Consider the following 16,825-nt stretch of genomic DNA (forward strand, 5'->3'; position numbering starts at 1 on the left):
CTTTTTACTAGTGCGATTTTACGCATCGCGCTCGCTCTCCAATACTCACTTTTCCATACCTTTAGTTATCCACGAGTTGCTAATTTAGAGTAAGTCCTGAGACACTTTTGTCCAACAATAAGTCAACCTGCCCTCCCTCTCCCCTCAACACTGCCACAAACGCATCCAAATACTGCTCGATAGTCAGATCCGCTGAAACGGGCGGTAGCTCCACGGTGATGCACGGTAGGTTTCTTTCTTGGCACCAAGTGCCGAATGAGCCTGGGGTTTCGTAATCGACGTCTTCGACAAGTGGTAGGTTGAACTGTTTGCCCAGCCAAATGGCGAGTTCAGATTGGGTTGGGTCGTCGACCATGGCGAGTGGCTCGTGGAAAGAGATGACGAACTTGGGTTTGCGTTGCTCAATGAGGTTGATGAGCGATTGCACTTCAGGTTCAAGTTGGTTGGCGTGTCCGGTTTTTACTTTTACATCTCTGACAGGGGTGTGAGAACTCCAGCGATAGACGGTGCCGTTTTTAGTCCAGTTTTGTGTCGGAAAGGCGCGGTTGAGATCGACTTGGTTAGCGTTGGCACGAGTACCCAATTGATTGCCATCTGGGTTCATCGACAGAATCACATCGTGTCGTAAGTTGGCGGCAGGCAAGCTTCTTAGCGCGCAAGATAAACCCGCGATAGAAGCAGTTTCATCGCCGTGTGTGCCTGCTAAGATCAGCCCGCGAGATTCGCTTTCGATTTGCGCGGGGAAATAGAGCAAAGGCGCACCCAACCCCGATTTTCCATATGACAGCGGCTTTATCGAAAACGCAGCTCTTTCCGTTCTTGGAATTAAACTCACCTTAATCTCCTGATTGATCAAGTACTATCAAAGTGTCACTACTATTTAGATGACCTCTATTAAATAAACCATAGCGTCAAAACTCGTCAACCGTCGCATTGTTAATTTTATTACTTTGCTTCAAAGATAGGCTAGGAGAGCAAAAAAACATGGATTTTAAGAAACATTCAACGGCTTTACTCATTTCATCTTTATTGACCCCTTTTATATCAGTGACTGCCGTTGCTGAAACCTTACCTGCCGGAACTTCTCTGGCGAAAGAGCAACATTTGGTGCGAGCCAATGATGCAGAAGCTGCGACACTCGATCCGGCAAAGGCAGAAGGCTTGCCTGAAATGCACATTCTACGTGACCTGTTTGAAGGTTTAGTGATTCAAGATCGCGATGGCAATATCACCCCAGGTGTTGCGGAATCTTGGGAAACCGAAGACAACCAGACGTTTGTATTCCACTTGCGTAAAGACGCGCAATGGTCGAATGGCGATCCGGTGACGGCCGATGATTTCGTGTATGCGATAAGACGCGCGGTCGACCCGAAACTCGCTTCGCCAAATGTGTGGTATCTCAAGCTAACTCAAATCAAAAATATCGCTGATGTGGCAGAAGGTAAGAAGCCTGTTGAAGAGCTCGGTATCTCGGCCGTTGATACGCATACGGTGAAGTTCGAGCTTGATAGTAAAGTGCCATATTTTGTGGCGATGACAGGTCACACTTCAATGATGCCCATTCACAAGACAACGCTAGAAAACAGCGACAAGCCGTGGAGCGATCCTAAGCAGTTTGTGGGGAATGGCGCTTTTGTTTTAGACGAGTGGGTGGTTAACGAACGGATTGAACTGAAGAAGAATCCTAACTATTGGGACAGTTCAGATACGAACCTAACTCAAGTGACATACATTCCGTTTGAGAACCAAAATTCCTCGATTAACCGTTATGCGGTGGGCGAGGTTGATATCACGTCTGATGTGCCGACACACATGGCGCAGCAGCTGAAAACAAAGTATCAAGACGCTTATACCGCCGTCCCTCTACTGTGTACTTATTACTACGCATTCAATACCACACGACCTCCGTTTGATGACGCGAGAGTGCGTCAAGCAGTGTCTTACTCAATGATGCGTGATGTGATTACCAATGGCGTCACTCAGGTGGGTAACTTGCCGGCTTATACCTTTGCCCATGAATACACAGCAGGTTTTGATGCGACTCAGCCTGAATACAGCTCATGGACACAAAAAGAGCGGGACCAAAAGGCGAAAGAGCTGTTGAAAGAAGCGGGGTACGATGCCGCTAATCCACTAGATTTCAAATTGCTCTACAACACCAGTGAATCGAATAAGTCGATTGCGGTGGCGATTGCATCCATGCTGAAAAGTAATCTAGGCGCGCAAGTTGAGTTGGAAAACCAAGAGTGGAAGTCTTACCTAGTATCACGTCGCCAAGGTGATTTTGATGTGATGCGAGCATCTTGGTGTGGTGATTACAATGAAGCGTCGACCTTCTTAAGCCTACTGCGCTCTGAGTCTTCGGGTAACTTTGCGCGTTACAACAACGACAAGTACGACTCAGCGATGGACAGCGCATTAGCCGCAACCAATGAGCAAGATCGCCAAGGTTTCTATGATCAAGCGGAGCAGTTACTGGCTGCAGATATGCCTATCGCGCCAATCTATTACTACATGCAGGCTCGCCTAGTGCGACCAAGTGTCGGTGGTTTTGCTAAGAACAATGTTGAAGGGCGCATCTATTCTAAGGATCTTTATATCAAAGAATAGATAGATTAACTGTGAGATCTGATATGGCGGTTTGAAGACATGACGGATCTAAGAAATAGCGCATAAAGATCAAAAAAAGAAGAAGAGGGACGTTGAACATAAATATATGATTAACGTCCCTTTATTATATCTCTGTTTTAGATAAGGCTATTTATAGGCAATTTTAGCTGCCTATAAATGAACGTTGAGGCTCGAAGTCGATACTAACCATTATTATTTGTGAATTCGTTACGGAGAGCCACTCTAAAGCTATTGATATTTATAATATTTGAGGTTTTCTGCAAAAATTACCCTCTATTTGTTGAGTTCTAAATATCTATTTTTCTATTTAGTCTATTTGTATTTAAGTTGATATCGATCAATTGAAAAAGCCTAATTCATTCCTACGCTTAATTATATAAATAGAGCAATGGGATTTAGGAGGGTAATAATGAAGTACTCAATGATGACGCTATCAGCCGTGGCTGTACTTATGATCATTCCAGCCAGTGCTGTTCAAGCAAAAGATAAGATACTAGAGAGCAGTAAGCTTGCCTCAAATATAGTTATCGATGGCAGCGTTGATGCCGTTTGGGATCAAGCTAAACCGCTGACTCAGAAGGTGAATAAATTACCGTATAAGCCAAATAATGGCTATGAGGGTATTAAAAAAACCAGCGTGGAAATGAAATCAATGTATGACGATGAATACATTTATTTCTTGTTTAGTTATGCCGATCCGACCAAAAGTATTGACCGCTTTCCTTGGATTAAGCAAGAGGATGGTTCATGGAAACAGTTAAAAAATAAAGATGACACCGGACATGACAATACCTACTACGAAGACAAATTTGCGGTCTATTGGAATATCAATGCTGAAGGCTTTTCTGATAAGGGGTGTAATGCTGCGTGTCACAGAGCTAAAAAGGGAAAAAACGCAGGGCGTGATGACAAGAACCCTGCACGGAAATACACCAATCGTGAAGGTGAGTTTATTGATATGTGGCACTGGAAAGGTGTGAGAACTGCGGTTCATAACCAGCTCGATGACCAATACGTCGATAGCAATACTGATCCAGAACAAAACAAAGGTTGGGGACGTAAAGGTGACAGCAAAACAGGTGGTGGGTACGTTAATAACGTAAAAGACGGCCAGCCAGCCTATGTATCAGATAACTTGACTAATGAAACGTTACTGATTTTAGACTCAGGGAAGAAACCATTTACACCTGACTACAATCAGTTGGAACGAATCCCAGGTTTAACGGGTAAGCCATTTACCGGTTCTCGTGGTGATATCGAAGTCGGTGCCGTTTGGAAAGAGGGTATTTGGACTCTTGAAATGAAGCGTAAGCTTGTCACTACGGGTGAAAATTCAGAAACGCAAGATGTGCAATTTAACGACTTGAGCCAATTATATCCATTTGGTGTTGCGGTTTTTGATAACTCTCAAATTAATCACATATACCATCGTGGTGTGTTAAATCTTGAGTTTAAATAAGTATAACACTCGTCACTAACTGAAATGATTTGTGTCGAAATAATCGGCTCAAATCATTTCTTCACAGAAGAATACTATTATGGTCAAAACAGTTACTCAATATGTTTCTTATTTATTTGTGTTGACCACGTTGAGTATGTTCTTTATTCCGTTATCGCTCTGTTCTGAGCCAACAGTTCAGGATTCCGCTGTCCATAATGTAGAACCGTTTTCTAGCCAAATTACCAATGAAGCGGGAATGCAGATTTTAATAAAAGAAAATAAGCGTTGTATACGGTGCCATCAAAAAAAGCGTCTGCTTAAAAATATTGATGCCATCGCTTCTGTAGGCGCACATGCCAGTACCGAGTTTCACAACAACTGCACGGCTTGTCATGGCAGAAAAGGTTCTCACCCCAAAGATTCTGATTTAGTGAGTGTGATTCCATTCGATGATCATGTCGACTTACCAATTTTCGAACAAAACCAAAAGTGTATCGCCTGTCATTCTCCAGAAAGCTTGAGGGCCAGTGAGTGGACCCACGATGTACACGCCACCAAATTAACATGTTCCAACTGCCACAATTTACATCGAGATTCAGACCCGATTATCGGTATCAGTAAGAAGTTCCGTATTGGGCTATGTGCAACCTGCCATGAAGCTATTCTGCGTGAGAAAGCGCTTAAGTCGCATCGGTAAGAAGGAGCCAGTTTTATGAGTACGACTAAATATTTAATTGGTGTATTACTTGCTGGAGTATGCGTTCTGGTAGTCGCTGAAGATTTACCTAATCCAGATGAGCATAATCTAGCGAATATTCACCTGAAGGATGAAACATGTGCGGGGCAGTGCCATCTAGACGAGGAACCTTCTGACGATCTTGAGTTTGAATATAACAGCTGCGTGGAGTGTCATGATGATTTTGGGCATCTAGAGGGGCACCAGCATAATCTAAAGCACAAAGAGAGCGAGGAGATGGAGTGCGTCGAGTGTCATCTTCCTCATGAAGAATTTGATCCTAAGGATAGCTGTATAGATTGCCACGATGAAGAAGACGAGGAATTATCAGACTTTTATTCAGTTAGGCTAGAGCGCTATTTAAATACGTCTAGCCTTAATTTCTAGAAACTCATCATATTAAAATAGTAGAGCGAGTACTCTTACTTTAGATGTGATGGGTTTACTCTCTTCAACGTCTTTAAGCGGTGCGTGCTTCGCAAATATCTGCATTTTCTAGAGCTGCGTTATTCCAAAGATCGCTACATCAAAGAATAGATAAGTCTGATGCGAGCTTGGATCTATCGCTCAATGAAGCCATGTTACCCCCTCTACGCGCCCTTGTTGCGTTCGAAGCTGTTGCTCGTCTCGGTTCCATTGGCGCTGCCGCGAGAGAGCTTTGCGTTACACAAGCTGCGGTGAGTCAGCAGCTAAAAAGTTTAGAAGCCTTCCTCGCCTGCCACCCTTCTATAAAAAATACTCTTTTATCAGGCTCGATATTCAGCTGGTGGACTGGCCATCAACCACCCCTTGTCAGAATGTTGATATCGAACTGACTAACGGCAAGGTCGAAAGCGAAGACACCCATTGCGAGCGACTGTTTCAAGAACATTGGCAGTTGGTGTGCAGCCCTTTCAGAGAAATTACGCTCAGCAATTCAGAAGATCAAACTTGAGCAACAACCAACTTTAACAATTACGTCTAGTTTTGGTATTAGCTTGCTATCAGAAAATGAAAAATGGAAAGACTGTGTCGATCGCGCTGATAGGGCGCTTTATCAAGCAAAGCTTAAAGGACGAAATACAATTGTAATTGAAGAGTCATATGACAGTTACTCGACATCAACAAAAGCGATTGGCAGCTCTTAGTTTGGCTAAGAGCTAATATCCACTCAAATTGTTCTTGGCATGTTTTAGCCTTTAAAGGTTTTCGTCGCGCAGAGTGATGACGAAAATCGGTAAACAAAAGTTAAAAATAAAAACGCGAGCGGTAGATTGCGATTTATGTTGGTGCTACGTTATGAGCAATTTATAACATATAAGTCATGACACATTAGACTGAGAGATAGCAGCTAACGATGAACAAGACAAAAAGATATCCGGCCAACATAGTATTCAGTTACTTAATACTGTCATCTTTATGGGTTTTATTTTCTGATCTCGCGGTCGAATCACTATCAAATGACTTGCAAGAACACGCCTTAGCACAGACAGTCAAAGGCCTGGTATTTATCATTCTAACGTCTGCTTTGTTATGGGTAATGGTTCGGAAAAATAATCGAGATTTAGAGAGCGCTAACGATCTTGATAGTGTCACTGGGCTTCATAGCCCATCAGTTTTTTATCGATATTTAAACAAAAGGCTAAAAAAATCCCAGGCCAGTGACCATTATGTCCTCTTCTTACTCGACATTGATAACTTCAAATCTGTAGCTGATCAGATTGGGTTCGAAAATACGAATTTATTTTTAAAAGACATCGCCCGATCGATTGAACTTCCTATTGAGCATCAACCACTTTCGTCACGGGTACATTCCGATGGTTTCGCATGTTTAGTCAAACTCGATGATAAGGAAGATATTGAATCCTACATTGCTCTCGTACATCGTAGATTTAACCAATGTGCTTATCGTTATGATATCAACGCCACTTGTTGTATTGGCGCTGCTCTATTCCCCTCTGATGGAAATAATGCCAAGCAACTTATGGCATCAGCAATCCACGCCTTAACTGAAGCAAAGAAAAGCAAGAATACGATTGAGTTTCATGACCCAAAGCTCACTGAGCTTGAACGTCAACGTCAAGAGATGGTGCAAGAATTACGTAAAGCGATTGATGACAAAGCGATTGATATTGTGTTTCAGCCTAAATACAACATTGAAAGTAAATTTGTCGCTGGCGTGGAAGTGTTGTCTCGTTGGACGCATGAGCGCTATGGTGTCGTTTCACCAGATATCTTTGTCGCGCTAGCAGAAGAGAATCATTTTTGTCGTGATTTGACTACGTTAGTTCTAGAGAAGACTGCGTCACAACTTAGGGCTAACGGTTTACTAGGAAATGAGCTTAATAGTGTCTCGGTCAATATTTCAGCGGTAGAGCTAAATAGCGTTGATGACATGAACCATCTGGATGAATATCTACGAAAGGATCCCGAGTTTGCTCGCTTACTTTGTCTTGAAATCACTGAAACCGCTATTTTGAAAGATATAGATCAGTGTGCAATCGCTGTTCAGACGTTAAAAAAACAAGGGGTGTCCTTTTCGATAGATGACTTTGGTGTTGGTTACACTTCTTTTGGTATATTTAGCAAATTAGATGTAGATGAAATCAAAGTCGACCGCAGTTACATCAATGGGTTAGAAGATGATTATCGTTCTAGAGCCATAACGTCTGGTATCATTGATATCGCGCGAGGGTTTGGCATTAATGTCGTGGCTGAAGGGGTTGAAAATGCTCAACAGTTGTCAATTTTGAAAACGTTAAATTGCGAACAAGCCCAAGGTTATTATCTAGGCTACCCGATGTCCTCCAAACAGTTAAAAGTAAGTCTTACCCCTGAAAAATAACCATGTTCAACAACATAACGTAATATTTTTTCATCTAAGCGACAGGGATACAGATGACTTGTATCGAGAAGGATACTGTTAGCCTAACTATAAAAAATCCCCATTCGTTGATAAACGAATGGGGATTTTAGTTACTAGGGGGTAGTTACTTTATCAATAGTGAGCATTCACTAATTTATTGATTCTTTTAGATAGCTTTTGGCTTTAGATAACCTTTGGCTTTAAATAGCGACCATAGTCGCGGCTTTCTTCATCGCTTCCTTAGTCGAGCATTCAATCACGTTCGCGTTAGCAAAGCGGTGTGCGTCTTTCACTTGAATATCGTGAGCCAAGATAACCAGCCTTGCGTTAGCCACATCTAGGTCGCTGATGCGGTTCTGAATACCGTTTTGACCTTGTGTTTCTACCTTAATCTTAAGGCCTGCTGCTAAACCTGCTTTCTCTAGTGCTTTTGCGGCCATGAAGGTGTGTGCAACACCAGAAGGACAACATGTTACTGCTACGATGTCGTACTCGCCTTCGCCTGCTACTGGAGCCGCTTGAGCTTGTACTGGCGCTTCAGCCATGTCTTCATCGGTTTCAACAGCCACTGGTTTCCAGAAGCCAACGATAACGGCTGTGGTTAGTGAGCCAAGTGCAATACCGACGACGTACATTGGAATGTTGCTTGATACTGGTGCAGTAATTAAGCCGCCCCACGGTGCGTGCAGTAGAACGTCTGTCATGAAGCCAAACACACAACCAACAATACCGCCGGCAACGATTGAAGGAAGTACGCGCATTGGGTCATTTGCTGCGAATGGGATAGCACCCTCAGAGATACCGATAGAACCCATGATTGCTGCAGCTTTACCTGCTTCTTGCTCTTGTTTAGAGAACTTGTTTTTGAATAGGAAAGTCGCCAATGCCATACCTAGAGGTGGCGTACAAATCGCGATGCCTACGCCGCCCATTAGCCACGGTTGTGTGTCTACTTGAGTTTGAGCAAATAGGGTCGCTACTTTGTTGATAGGGCCGCCCATATCAAACGCAGTCATACCGCCAAGGATTGTGCCTAGAACCATCTTAGATGCGCCAGCCATTGAAGCTAAGAACTCGTTCATAGAAGACATGAACAGTTTGATTGGCTCACCGATGCCCCACAATACGATACCTGCAGAGATTAACGTGCCTAGAAGCGGGTAGATGAAGTAAGCACCTAGCGCTGTCATGTTCGCAGAAAGCGGGATCTTCTTAAGTTGGAACACCACGCCACCGGCGATAAAGCCTGCCACGATACAGCCAAGGAAGCCGCCGCCCATGTCAGCCATGATGCCAGAAGAGATCATCGCAGGAGCAAGTGCTGGTTTATCTGCAATTGAGTAACCAATAAAGCCGCCAAGAATGATTGGGAAAAGAACAAGGCCTTTGATACCGATATTAGAGATGTCTGCCAGCAAGCCGTCGGCAGGTACTGCGCCTTTACCCGATGCCATTACCGCTAAAGCCAACAGAACACCACCGGCTACGATGAAAGGTAGCATGTGTGATGTACCAAAAAGCAGGTGACCTTTCATAGTACTGAGGATTTTTTTATAGTCGCTACTACTATTCTTATTATTAGAATTGCTACTGGTATTGGTAGCTTGATTTGCTAGGGTGCTCATAATTTTCTACGCCTTATGAATTAATTAAAATATTAAGGATTTGTTGTTCGTCTTTTGCGTTATGGATATTTTGAATAAATTCATCGCTGAATTTTCCAAATAGTTCTTGTAGTACATAAATATGATGGTCAGCACCGTTATCTGGTGATGCAATCATAAAAAATACGGTTGGGTTAATGCCGTCGTCATCGCCATACTCGATACCTTCACGCTTAACACCGACAGCAATTGCGGGTTCAGTGACTGCCTTGCTTTTTGAGTGTGGGTAAGCAATGCCGTCCATTGAGGTAATGCTTTGAGATTCACGAACTTCGATGTCTGCCAAGAAGGCTTCTTTACTGCTGATTCGCTTGTTCTCAAATAACATGTCTGCCAATTCTTCAAACAGTTCTTTTTTATTTTTCGCTTGAAGGTTGTTATTAATTAAGTTGACGTTAGTTAGCTGTGTGATCATTTATTAACTCATTCACTATTGAAGTTCTTGAATTAAAATTAATGGATTAACCCGATTCGCGAAATAGCAAATAAAAGCCCTTCACTGCATATTTGTACCAAGCAAAATTAAGTGTGATTTGCATCATTAATGCAGTGTGATACGGGTCATACTTAATGGCGTTTTGATTATGTTTTGATACGCCAATAGGCTTCGTAAAAACAAAAATGCCCCGCAAAAGCAGGGCATGATCAGTGTGAGTTTATTTAGATTTGCTCAGTGCTGACTAACTGTAAGCGCGTGCAACACGCCCAACACAATCCAGTTTGTAACTCTCAGCATAAGCGGGAATGAAAACCGATTGGCCTTTCTCTATCACACAGGTTTCACCGCATTGATGGGTGAGCACCATGGATTCATCGAGCGGCAGCAAGATCTCTGCACCCTCAGTAGTGATCTCTCTCTTATGAGAATTCTGGACGATAGAGAACTTAAAATCCTCGACGGGAATTTGGTATTCCATTACATCACCTTGCTCAACTGGGCTTAGCAGTAACCTATCCGCAGGCTTTTCATTGAATTGAGTACAAGAGACTAGTTCATTGATATCCATGTACTTAGGTGTCAACCCGGCACGAAGCACATTATCGGAATTCGCCATGATCTCTAATCCAGTCCCTTTGATGTAAGCGTGGGGCGTTTCAGCATCCAAATACATGGCTTGCCCTGGCTTTAGGGTGATCACATTCAATAGCAGCGGGGCAAACAGGCCGATATCACCCGGATACTGTTGTTCCAACTCTGAAATCAACTGGAACACACAGTTATCAGAAAGCTTCGCCTTCATCAACAACATGGTGAGTGCCATTCCTTTTTGTTCGCCTTCCAAAGACAACAGGCTTGCGAAAAAGCACGCTAATCCATTCGGTGTTTGATCGCCCGCTAAATCGTTGATCATCGAATGCAGCTCTGGAATATCGAGGTAGTGGAAATGTTCAAGGATCTCGTCGATCGACCTAAAACCATTCATCGCCGTGTAGTCGGTTAGGGCATACACCAGTTCTGGCTTGTGATTGGCATCTTTGTAGTTACGGTTGCCCGCCGTCATTGGAATGCCTTGCTGCTCTTCGAGTGCATACCCAGATTCCGCTTGTTGCTTATTCGGGTGTACTTGAACTGAGAGCGCTTTCTCTGCTGCTAACACCTTAAACAGATATGGAAGCTCACCAAAACGACTTGCTATTTTTTCGCTTAGAAACAGGCTTAGGTTCTTCGAAATCAGGTTCGACAATGTGGTTTGCTGACCATTATCGGTCACCATTGAGCAACCATTCGGGTGAGCACCCATCCAGATCTCCGCTTGTGGCTCACCAGATTGGTTATCAATACCAAACAGTTGGCTAAACGAAGAAGGGCTACCCCATGCGTAATTCTGAATCACGTTGGTCATAGGGTAGAAAAAGCGTTGCACGAACGAGTCGTTCGCTAAAGAAAAATCAGACATCGAAATCACCATGAAGGGAAACATGGCTTGAGCTGTATTAGTTCCTAAAAAAAGGAGAGTAAAAGGGCTCAAGCCATTGGAGTTGAAATGGCTTAAGCCGCTGCTGTCGTTAGCTTGGCTTTGCGTAGATTTTTAAGCGCGATACAAGTAATGGCAGTCACACCCGCACCTGATGCCATGCACAGAAGTGCCAGCAGTGGATAGTTCATTGCGCCTAGTAAAGCGACCACTGGACCACCGTGGGCAACGCTGTTGGTGATACCAAATGAGAACGCCATAACCGCTGCCGTCATTGAGCCAAGTACATTGGCAGGGATAACCGACATCGGGTCTTGAGCTGCGAAAGGAATCGCACCTTCAGAGATGCCCACCAAGCCCATCGCACCTGCTGCCTTACCCGCTTCAATTTCAGAAGACTCGAATAGGTCGAACTTACGGCCAAGTCTGGTTGCGATAGCCATACCCAGTGGAGCAACAGGAATTGCACACGCCATTGCACCCATGAATTGAGTTTGACCGCTCGCAATCATGCCGACCGAGAATAGGAACGCCACCTTGTTGAATGGACCGCCCATATCGAAACCGGCCATACCACCAAGGACAATACCTAGTAGAACCACGTTGCCTGTGCTCATGCTCGTTAGTAGTGCAGTAAGAGCATCCATCAGCCCCGCGATAGGCGCGCCAATTACGAAGATGAACAGACCTGCGATGAATAGAGAGCCAGTGATCGGAGCAATCATGATAGGCACAAGCGGTTGAACGAACTTGTGGTAGTTAAATGAGGTAATCCATTTAACGAAGTAACCGACTAACAAGCCTGCGATGATCGCGCCAATGAAGCCTGTACCCGCATCAGCGCCGTAGAAAGAACCGTTGTTCGCAATCCAACCACCGATAAGGCCAGGGGTTAGGGCAGGGCGGTCAGCAATCGCGTAAGCAATGTAGCCAGCCAAGATTGGGATCATTAGGGTGAAAGCAACCACGCCCACTTCTAGGATTTGGTTCCACATGCTGCCAGCAGGAATCGCCATGCCAGATTCACTTGGCTCGCCGCCAATCGCCAGTGCAAGGGCAATCAATAGGCCGCCAGTCACCACGAATGGGATCATGTGTGATACGCCATTCATCAAGTAACGATAAAGGTCTGAACGCGCTTGTGAGGCTTTTTCTACAACGGATTGGTTGGTCGGCGTTTGTTCAGCTTGGTAGCTAGGTGCGTTGAGCGCTTGCTTAATTAAACCTTGTGCGTCTTTGATTGGTGCTTTTACGTTGGTGCTGATGACGCGTTTTCCCGCAAAGCGCGCCATGTCGACCTGCTTGTCACAAGCCACGACAATCGCGTCAGCACGTTCGATCTCTTCTTGAGTTGGGCTGTTTTTAACACCAATAGAACCGTTGGTTTCGACCTTGATGTCGTAACCAAGTGCTGCCGCGCCTTTCTCAAGTGCTTCTGCTGCTAAGTAAGTGTGTGCAACGCCTGCAGGGCAACCTGTGACACCAATGATGAAGCCTTGTTTCTCAACATTGGTTTCGGTTGCTGAAGGTTCAGGTTTGGCAAGCAGTAGTTCCAATGCCGCTTGTTCAGATTTAGCATTCATGAAGCTTTCGATAAAGCCTTCTTCAATCAGTTTTGAAGAAAGCTCTGCTAGTACTTCGATATGGTGATTATCGCCGCCATCAGGAGAGGCAATCATAAAAAAGAGTTTGGATGGCTGACCGTCATCTGCGCCGTAGTCGATGCCCTGCTTGTGGACGCCGATCACAACCGCGGGTTTGATTACCGCGCTACTTTTCGCGTGTGGAAGGGCGATACCTTCTTCAAAGCCAGTATTACCTTGTGCTTCACGCGCCTTAATATCGGCAAGAAATTGTGTTTTATCTGAAATTCGACCCTGTGCATAAAGCACGTCTATTAGCTCTTTAAATACGTCTTCTTTTGAATTAGCGCTAAGCGAAAGCTTAATCAAATCTTGATTGATCAATGTCGTGATCATAATGAACCCCTAATACGTTTTTATTTTGTAATGGGTATTCTGGAATTGATCACTCACCTTCTGTAGTGCAGAAAAAATGCATTTACTGGATGATTGTTGCGTTCTAAAAAGAGTGTGATTTTGATCGGTATAACAGTCGATTTTAGGCCTATCTTGACAGCATTGATAATGCAACGAGGCTTTTATTTATAAAGGTTGTGGCGTAGTGGTCTATTTTGAAAATGACGTTCTATATCAGTTTTTAGACTGGATATTTATTTCTATGACTGGATTTTTGTAACCTAGATCTCAAATTGTGATTTTGCTCAATAGCGCTATGTTTCACTAAGGGGTATATCTATTCTCGTAGCCTTATTGCTGCCCATCAGAGTACGAATAATGATATTTCATGACTTAATCTCCTCGGTGCTAAATGAGAGAGAACCGTTTCATAACATCTGGTTTGCTGGAGATTTTCATACGCCTTCAGCTTTTAGTTATCAGGTGAACTTTCCGCGTTTAGAGTTGGTTCTAGACGGAGAGTATATTAATGAAATGGAATGTCATGATCGCAAAATCACTAACGTTGTTGCCAAAGCCGGAGATGCGATTTTCATTCCGCCTAACTGCTGGAATAAGCCTAATTGGGATACCGATTGTTCTGTGTTGAGCATGTTGTTTGGGCGTCGTCAGCTTGGTTTAAGTTTGGTGAGTAAGCGCAAAGGGGAAGAGAGTTTCTATGATATTCAAAAGCACAGTATTCAGACTCGATCTGGGTTTGCGATTGATAACATTCTTGAGGCGCTCAGCTCACTAGCAAGAGAGAGCAACAAGCAGCCTATGGATGAGTTATTGCTACAGGCTCTTCTTCAATACAGTAAGTCGATGTTGGATGCGCCGGTCGAGAAGTCTCACAGCCGAGTGCAGGATGTGTATCAGGGAATTTGTATCTACATTCAAGAGAACTTCCATCGCCAAATAACCCGAGACAGCATTGCCTCACGCTTTAGTATTTCATCCAATCACTTATCACGAATGTTCCGCCAGCAGGGCCATATGACGCTGGCAGAATACATCACACGCGTGCGAGTCGACCGTGCCAAGTTCATGCTCAAAAAGTACAACTTCAAGCTCAATGAAGTGGCGGTGCGTTGTGGCTTCAAGGACGTGAATTACTTTTGTCGAGTGTTCAAAAATCGAACAGGAAGAACACCGACACAATATCGTGGGTCAATCTAATATACTCTAAAATTCCCTTTTCTGACCTGAGCTTATACGACCGAAATTTGTATGACTAGAGCATCACTGCTGGTTCTGAGCTGTGGTGGTCACTTACTTTGTGTTTTCCTCTAGTGTTTATTCCTACGCTTCATCTCTAAGCTCATTTTTCTATTTATCCCACTTCACTAAATAACCCTAATTAATAACATTAAGGGTTAGCTTTGCGAGTTGCTTATTATTTCCGCTCTCTATTGATTGAATTAAACGTGTGAGAGTTGATGTATTAACGCGATGCATTTAATGAATGTTAAGTAAATTAAAAACCACTTATCGAAACGACAAAATCTTGTTATTGTTGTCCGAGTTACTGATCGATGTGATTTTAAGTCATTGATTCTAAATGTTTACTATCATGATAGCTTATTCTTTGTTTACTAGCGCGTAATTAATGCCTCGAAATTGAATATTCAGGTTTATATGTCCCATCACAATCTTGACTTATAATACTACAAATTAAATTTTCTATGGATAATATGCTCTTCAGATATTAATAATAAAGAAGACTTAATTCATGGAACTCAATACTATGATCGTAGGAATTTATTTCCTTTTCCTTATCGCAATAGGTTGGATGTTTAGAACGTTCACCAGTACAACCAGTGACTATTTCCGCGGGGGCGGTAACATGCTTTGGTGGATGGTTGGCGCAACTGCGTTTATGACTCAGTTCAGTGCTTGGACTTTCACCGGTGCAGCAGGTAAAGCGTACGCTGATGGTATGGCTGTCGCGGTTATCTTCCTAGCAAACGCATTTGGTTACTTGATGAACTACCTGTACTTTGCTCCGAAATTCCGTCAACTGCGTGTAGTCACGCCAATTGACGCGATACGCATGCGCTTTGGTAGCTTCAACGAGCAAGTGTTTACTTGGTCTGGCATGCCGAACAGTATTGTATCTGCAGGTATCTGGCTAAATGGCTTGGCGATCATCGCATCGGGCATTTTTGGCTTCGATATGACGACAACCATCGTTCTAACCGGTCTTGTTGTACTGGTGATGTCGGTTACTGGCGGTTCATGGGCGGTTATTGCGTCTGACTTCATGCAGATGGTTATCATCATGGCGGTAACAGTAACGTGTGCTGCGGTCGCTATTGTGCAAGGTGGCGGTGTCACTGAGATCATCAACGACTTCCCTGTAGCAGAAGGCGCATCATTCGTTTCTGGTAATAATCTGAACTACGTAAGCATCTTCGGAATCTGGGCATTCTTCATCTTCTTCAAGCAGTTCAGTATTACTAACAACATGTTGAATTCTTACCGTTACCTAGCGGCAAAAGACTCAAAGAACGCGAAGAAAGCGGCTCTGTTGGCATGTATTCTGATGACAATCGGTCCAATCATCTGGTTCATGCCACCTTGGTTTGTCGCTGGGCAAGGCATTGATCTTGCGGCGCATTACCCAGATGCAGGTTCTAAAGCGGGCGACTTCGCTTACCTATACTTCGTAGAGCAATACATGCCAGCAGGTATGGTGGGGCTTCTAATTGCAGCGATGTTTGCGGCAACTATGTCTTCAATGGATTCAGGTTTAAACCGTAACTCGGGTATCTTTGTTATCAACTTCTACCAACCGATTCTTCGTCCAAACGCGACAGAGAAAGAGTTGATGGTTGTGTCTAAGTTGATGTCTTCGGTCTTCGGCGTCGCTATCATCCTTATCGCACTGTTTATCAACTCGCTGAAAGGTTTGAGCCTGTTCGACACCATGATGTACGTCGGTGCATTAATCGGTTTCCCAATGACGATTCCAGCATTCTGTGGCTTCTTCATTAAAAAGACTCCGGACTGGGCAGGTTGGGGCACGCTAGTGGTTGGCGCGATTGTGTCTTACATTGTAGGCTTTGTGATTACCGCTGAAATGCTACAAAACTGGTTCAACCTAGAGCCGCTAACAGGCCGTGAATGGTCTGATTTGAAAGTAGCGGTAGGTCTGATTGCTCACTTAACGTTTACTGGTGGCTTCTTCATTCTGTCGACTTTGTTCTACAAACCACTAGAAGCGTCTCGTCAGAAAGATGTTGATACCTTCTTCAACAACCTTGCGACACCTTTGGTTTCTGAATCAACAGCACAGAAGAAATTGGATAACAAACAGCGACACATGCTGGGCTCACTGATCGCAGTGTCTGGTGTGGCAGTGATGGCGATGTTTGCTCTACCGAACCCATTCTGGGGAAGAATGATGTTCGTACTGTGTGGCGGTATCGTGTTTATCGTTGGTCTAATGCTGGTGAAAGCCGTAGACGACTCGGTGGAAGATGCGAAACAAGAGAACAAAACGGCTTAGGTAACTAAACCTACAAGATAAGCCATTTAGAATAGAACGGCTGAGCGTAATTGCTCAGCCGTT

At 44.0% G+C, this 16,825-nt stretch carries 12 protein-coding genes and 2 pseudogenes; 9 read left to right on the top strand and 5 right to left on the bottom strand.

From position 1 onward, the window contains the following. Positions 1 to 79 precede the first annotated feature (79 nt). Positions 80 to 835 carry a murein tripeptide amidase MpaA gene (mpaA, locus tag AC3CH4_RS19595; RefSeq protein WP_488544335.1) on the bottom strand — a complete coding sequence of 252 codons (756 nt, stop codon included), beginning with the start codon at positions 833 to 835 and terminating at the stop codon, positions 80 to 82. 149 nt (positions 836 to 984) lie between these two features. Here mpaA and AC3CH4_RS19600 point away from each other — a divergent pair, with 149 nt between their 5' ends. From AC3CH4_RS19600 to AC3CH4_RS19630, 7 genes and pseudogenes are all read left to right on the top strand, one after another. Beyond that, positions 985 to 2,610, top strand: a complete 1,626-nt coding sequence (locus tag AC3CH4_RS19600; protein ID WP_488544336.1) for an ABC transporter substrate-binding protein — start codon at positions 985 to 987, stop codon at positions 2,608 to 2,610. A gap of 430 nt (positions 2,611 to 3,040) precedes the next feature. Beyond that, positions 3,041 to 4,090, top strand: a complete 1,050-nt coding sequence (locus tag AC3CH4_RS19605) for an ethylbenzene dehydrogenase-related protein (protein ID WP_065206335.1) — start codon at positions 3,041 to 3,043, stop codon at positions 4,088 to 4,090. Positions 4,091 to 4,169: 79 nt separating this feature from the next. Beyond that, complete coding sequence (locus AC3CH4_RS19610) at positions 4,170 to 4,769, top strand: cytochrome c (protein WP_054546240.1); 600 nt, start codon at positions 4,170 to 4,172, stop codon at positions 4,767 to 4,769. A gap of 15 nt (positions 4,770 to 4,784) precedes the next feature. Beyond that, positions 4,785 to 5,195 (top strand): cytochrome c3 family protein, encoded by a 411-nt coding sequence (locus AC3CH4_RS19615; protein WP_054546241.1) that lies wholly within the window; start codon positions 4,785 to 4,787, stop codon positions 5,193 to 5,195. 191 nt (positions 5,196 to 5,386) lie between these two features. Further along, positions 5,387 to 5,700, top strand: a pseudogene (locus tag AC3CH4_RS19620) (LysR family transcriptional regulator); the annotation flags it as partial. Then, positions 5,693 to 5,935 (top strand): annotated as a pseudogene (locus AC3CH4_RS19625) (diguanylate cyclase domain-containing protein); the annotation flags it as partial. The pseudogenes AC3CH4_RS19620 and AC3CH4_RS19625, both read left to right, overlap by 8 nt. Positions 5,936 to 6,144: 209 nt before the next feature. After that, positions 6,145 to 7,632, top strand: coding sequence for a putative bifunctional diguanylate cyclase/phosphodiesterase (locus AC3CH4_RS19630; RefSeq protein ID WP_488544337.1), 1,488 nt, complete (start codon positions 6,145 to 6,147; stop codon positions 7,630 to 7,632). 221 nt (positions 7,633 to 7,853) lie between these two features. On the opposite strand, the gene AC3CH4_RS19635 is transcribed toward AC3CH4_RS19630, so the two are convergent. From AC3CH4_RS19635 to AC3CH4_RS19650, 4 genes are all read right to left on the bottom strand, one after another. Beyond that, positions 7,854 to 9,278 carry a PTS fructose transporter subunit IIBC gene (locus AC3CH4_RS19635; protein WP_065206331.1) on the bottom strand — a complete coding sequence of 475 codons (1,425 nt, stop codon included), beginning with the start codon at positions 9,276 to 9,278 and terminating at the stop codon, positions 7,854 to 7,856. Between the two features lie 13 nt (positions 9,279 to 9,291). Then, entirely contained in the window at positions 9,292 to 9,732 is a 441-nt protein-coding gene (locus AC3CH4_RS19640; RefSeq protein WP_488526290.1) for a PTS sugar transporter subunit IIA, read from the bottom strand. A 265-nt stretch (positions 9,733 to 9,997) separates the two neighbouring features. After that, positions 9,998 to 11,215, bottom strand: coding sequence for a mannose-6-phosphate isomerase, class I (manA, locus tag AC3CH4_RS19645; RefSeq protein ID WP_488544338.1), 1,218 nt, complete (start codon positions 11,213 to 11,215; stop codon positions 9,998 to 10,000). Between the two features lie 92 nt (positions 11,216 to 11,307). Then, positions 11,308 to 13,212: a PTS fructose transporter subunit IIABC gene (locus AC3CH4_RS19650; RefSeq protein ID WP_488544339.1), complete on the bottom strand. Its 1,905-nt coding sequence runs from the start codon at positions 13,210 to 13,212 to the stop codon at positions 11,308 to 11,310. Positions 13,213 to 13,590: 378 nt separating this feature from the next. Between AC3CH4_RS19650 and AC3CH4_RS19655 the strand changes: the two genes are divergently transcribed. Then, positions 13,591 to 14,430: a helix-turn-helix domain-containing protein gene (locus AC3CH4_RS19655; RefSeq protein ID WP_488543641.1), complete on the top strand. Its 840-nt coding sequence runs from the start codon at positions 13,591 to 13,593 to the stop codon at positions 14,428 to 14,430. Positions 14,431 to 14,983: 553 nt separating this feature from the next. Then, on the top strand, positions 14,984 to 16,762 hold the full coding sequence (locus tag AC3CH4_RS19660) for a sodium:solute symporter family protein (protein ID WP_488543642.1): 1,779 nt from the start codon (positions 14,984 to 14,986) through the stop codon (positions 16,760 to 16,762). The last annotated feature ends 63 nt before the right edge of the window (positions 16,763 to 16,825 follow it).

This window comes from Vibrio sp. QJM3NY_26, assembly GCF_057786005.1.

What these genes read in the sequence shown, in the direction of transcription:
- AC3CH4_RS19610 (WP_054546240.1), top strand. Translation starts at nt 4,170, where the DNA reads ATGGTCAAAACAGTTACTCAATATGTTTCTTATTTATTTGTGTTGACC.
- AC3CH4_RS19635 (WP_065206331.1), bottom strand. Translation starts at nt 9,278, where the DNA reads ATGAGCACCCTAGCAAATCAAGCTACCAATACCAGTAGCAATTCTAAT.
- AC3CH4_RS19660 (WP_488543642.1), top strand. Translation starts at nt 14,984, where the DNA reads ATGGAACTCAATACTATGATCGTAGGAATTTATTTCCTTTTCCTTATC.
- AC3CH4_RS19630 (WP_488544337.1), top strand. Translation starts at nt 6,145, where the DNA reads ATGAACAAGACAAAAAGATATCCGGCCAACATAGTATTCAGTTACTTA.
- AC3CH4_RS19640 (WP_488526290.1), bottom strand. Translation starts at nt 9,732, where the DNA reads ATGATCACACAGCTAACTAACGTCAACTTAATTAATAACAACCTTCAA.
- AC3CH4_RS19650 (WP_488544339.1), bottom strand. Translation starts at nt 13,212, where the DNA reads ATGATCACGACATTGATCAATCAAGATTTGATTAAGCTTTCGCTTAGC.
- AC3CH4_RS19600 (WP_488544336.1), top strand. Translation starts at nt 985, where the DNA reads ATGGATTTTAAGAAACATTCAACGGCTTTACTCATTTCATCTTTATTG.
- AC3CH4_RS19605 (WP_065206335.1), top strand. Translation starts at nt 3,041, where the DNA reads ATGAAGTACTCAATGATGACGCTATCAGCCGTGGCTGTACTTATGATC.
- AC3CH4_RS19615 (WP_054546241.1), top strand. Translation starts at nt 4,785, where the DNA reads ATGAGTACGACTAAATATTTAATTGGTGTATTACTTGCTGGAGTATGC.
- AC3CH4_RS19655 (WP_488543641.1), top strand. Translation starts at nt 13,591, where the DNA reads ATGATATTTCATGACTTAATCTCCTCGGTGCTAAATGAGAGAGAACCG.
- manA (WP_488544338.1), bottom strand. Translation starts at nt 11,215, where the DNA reads ATGTCTGATTTTTCTTTAGCGAACGACTCGTTCGTGCAACGCTTTTTC.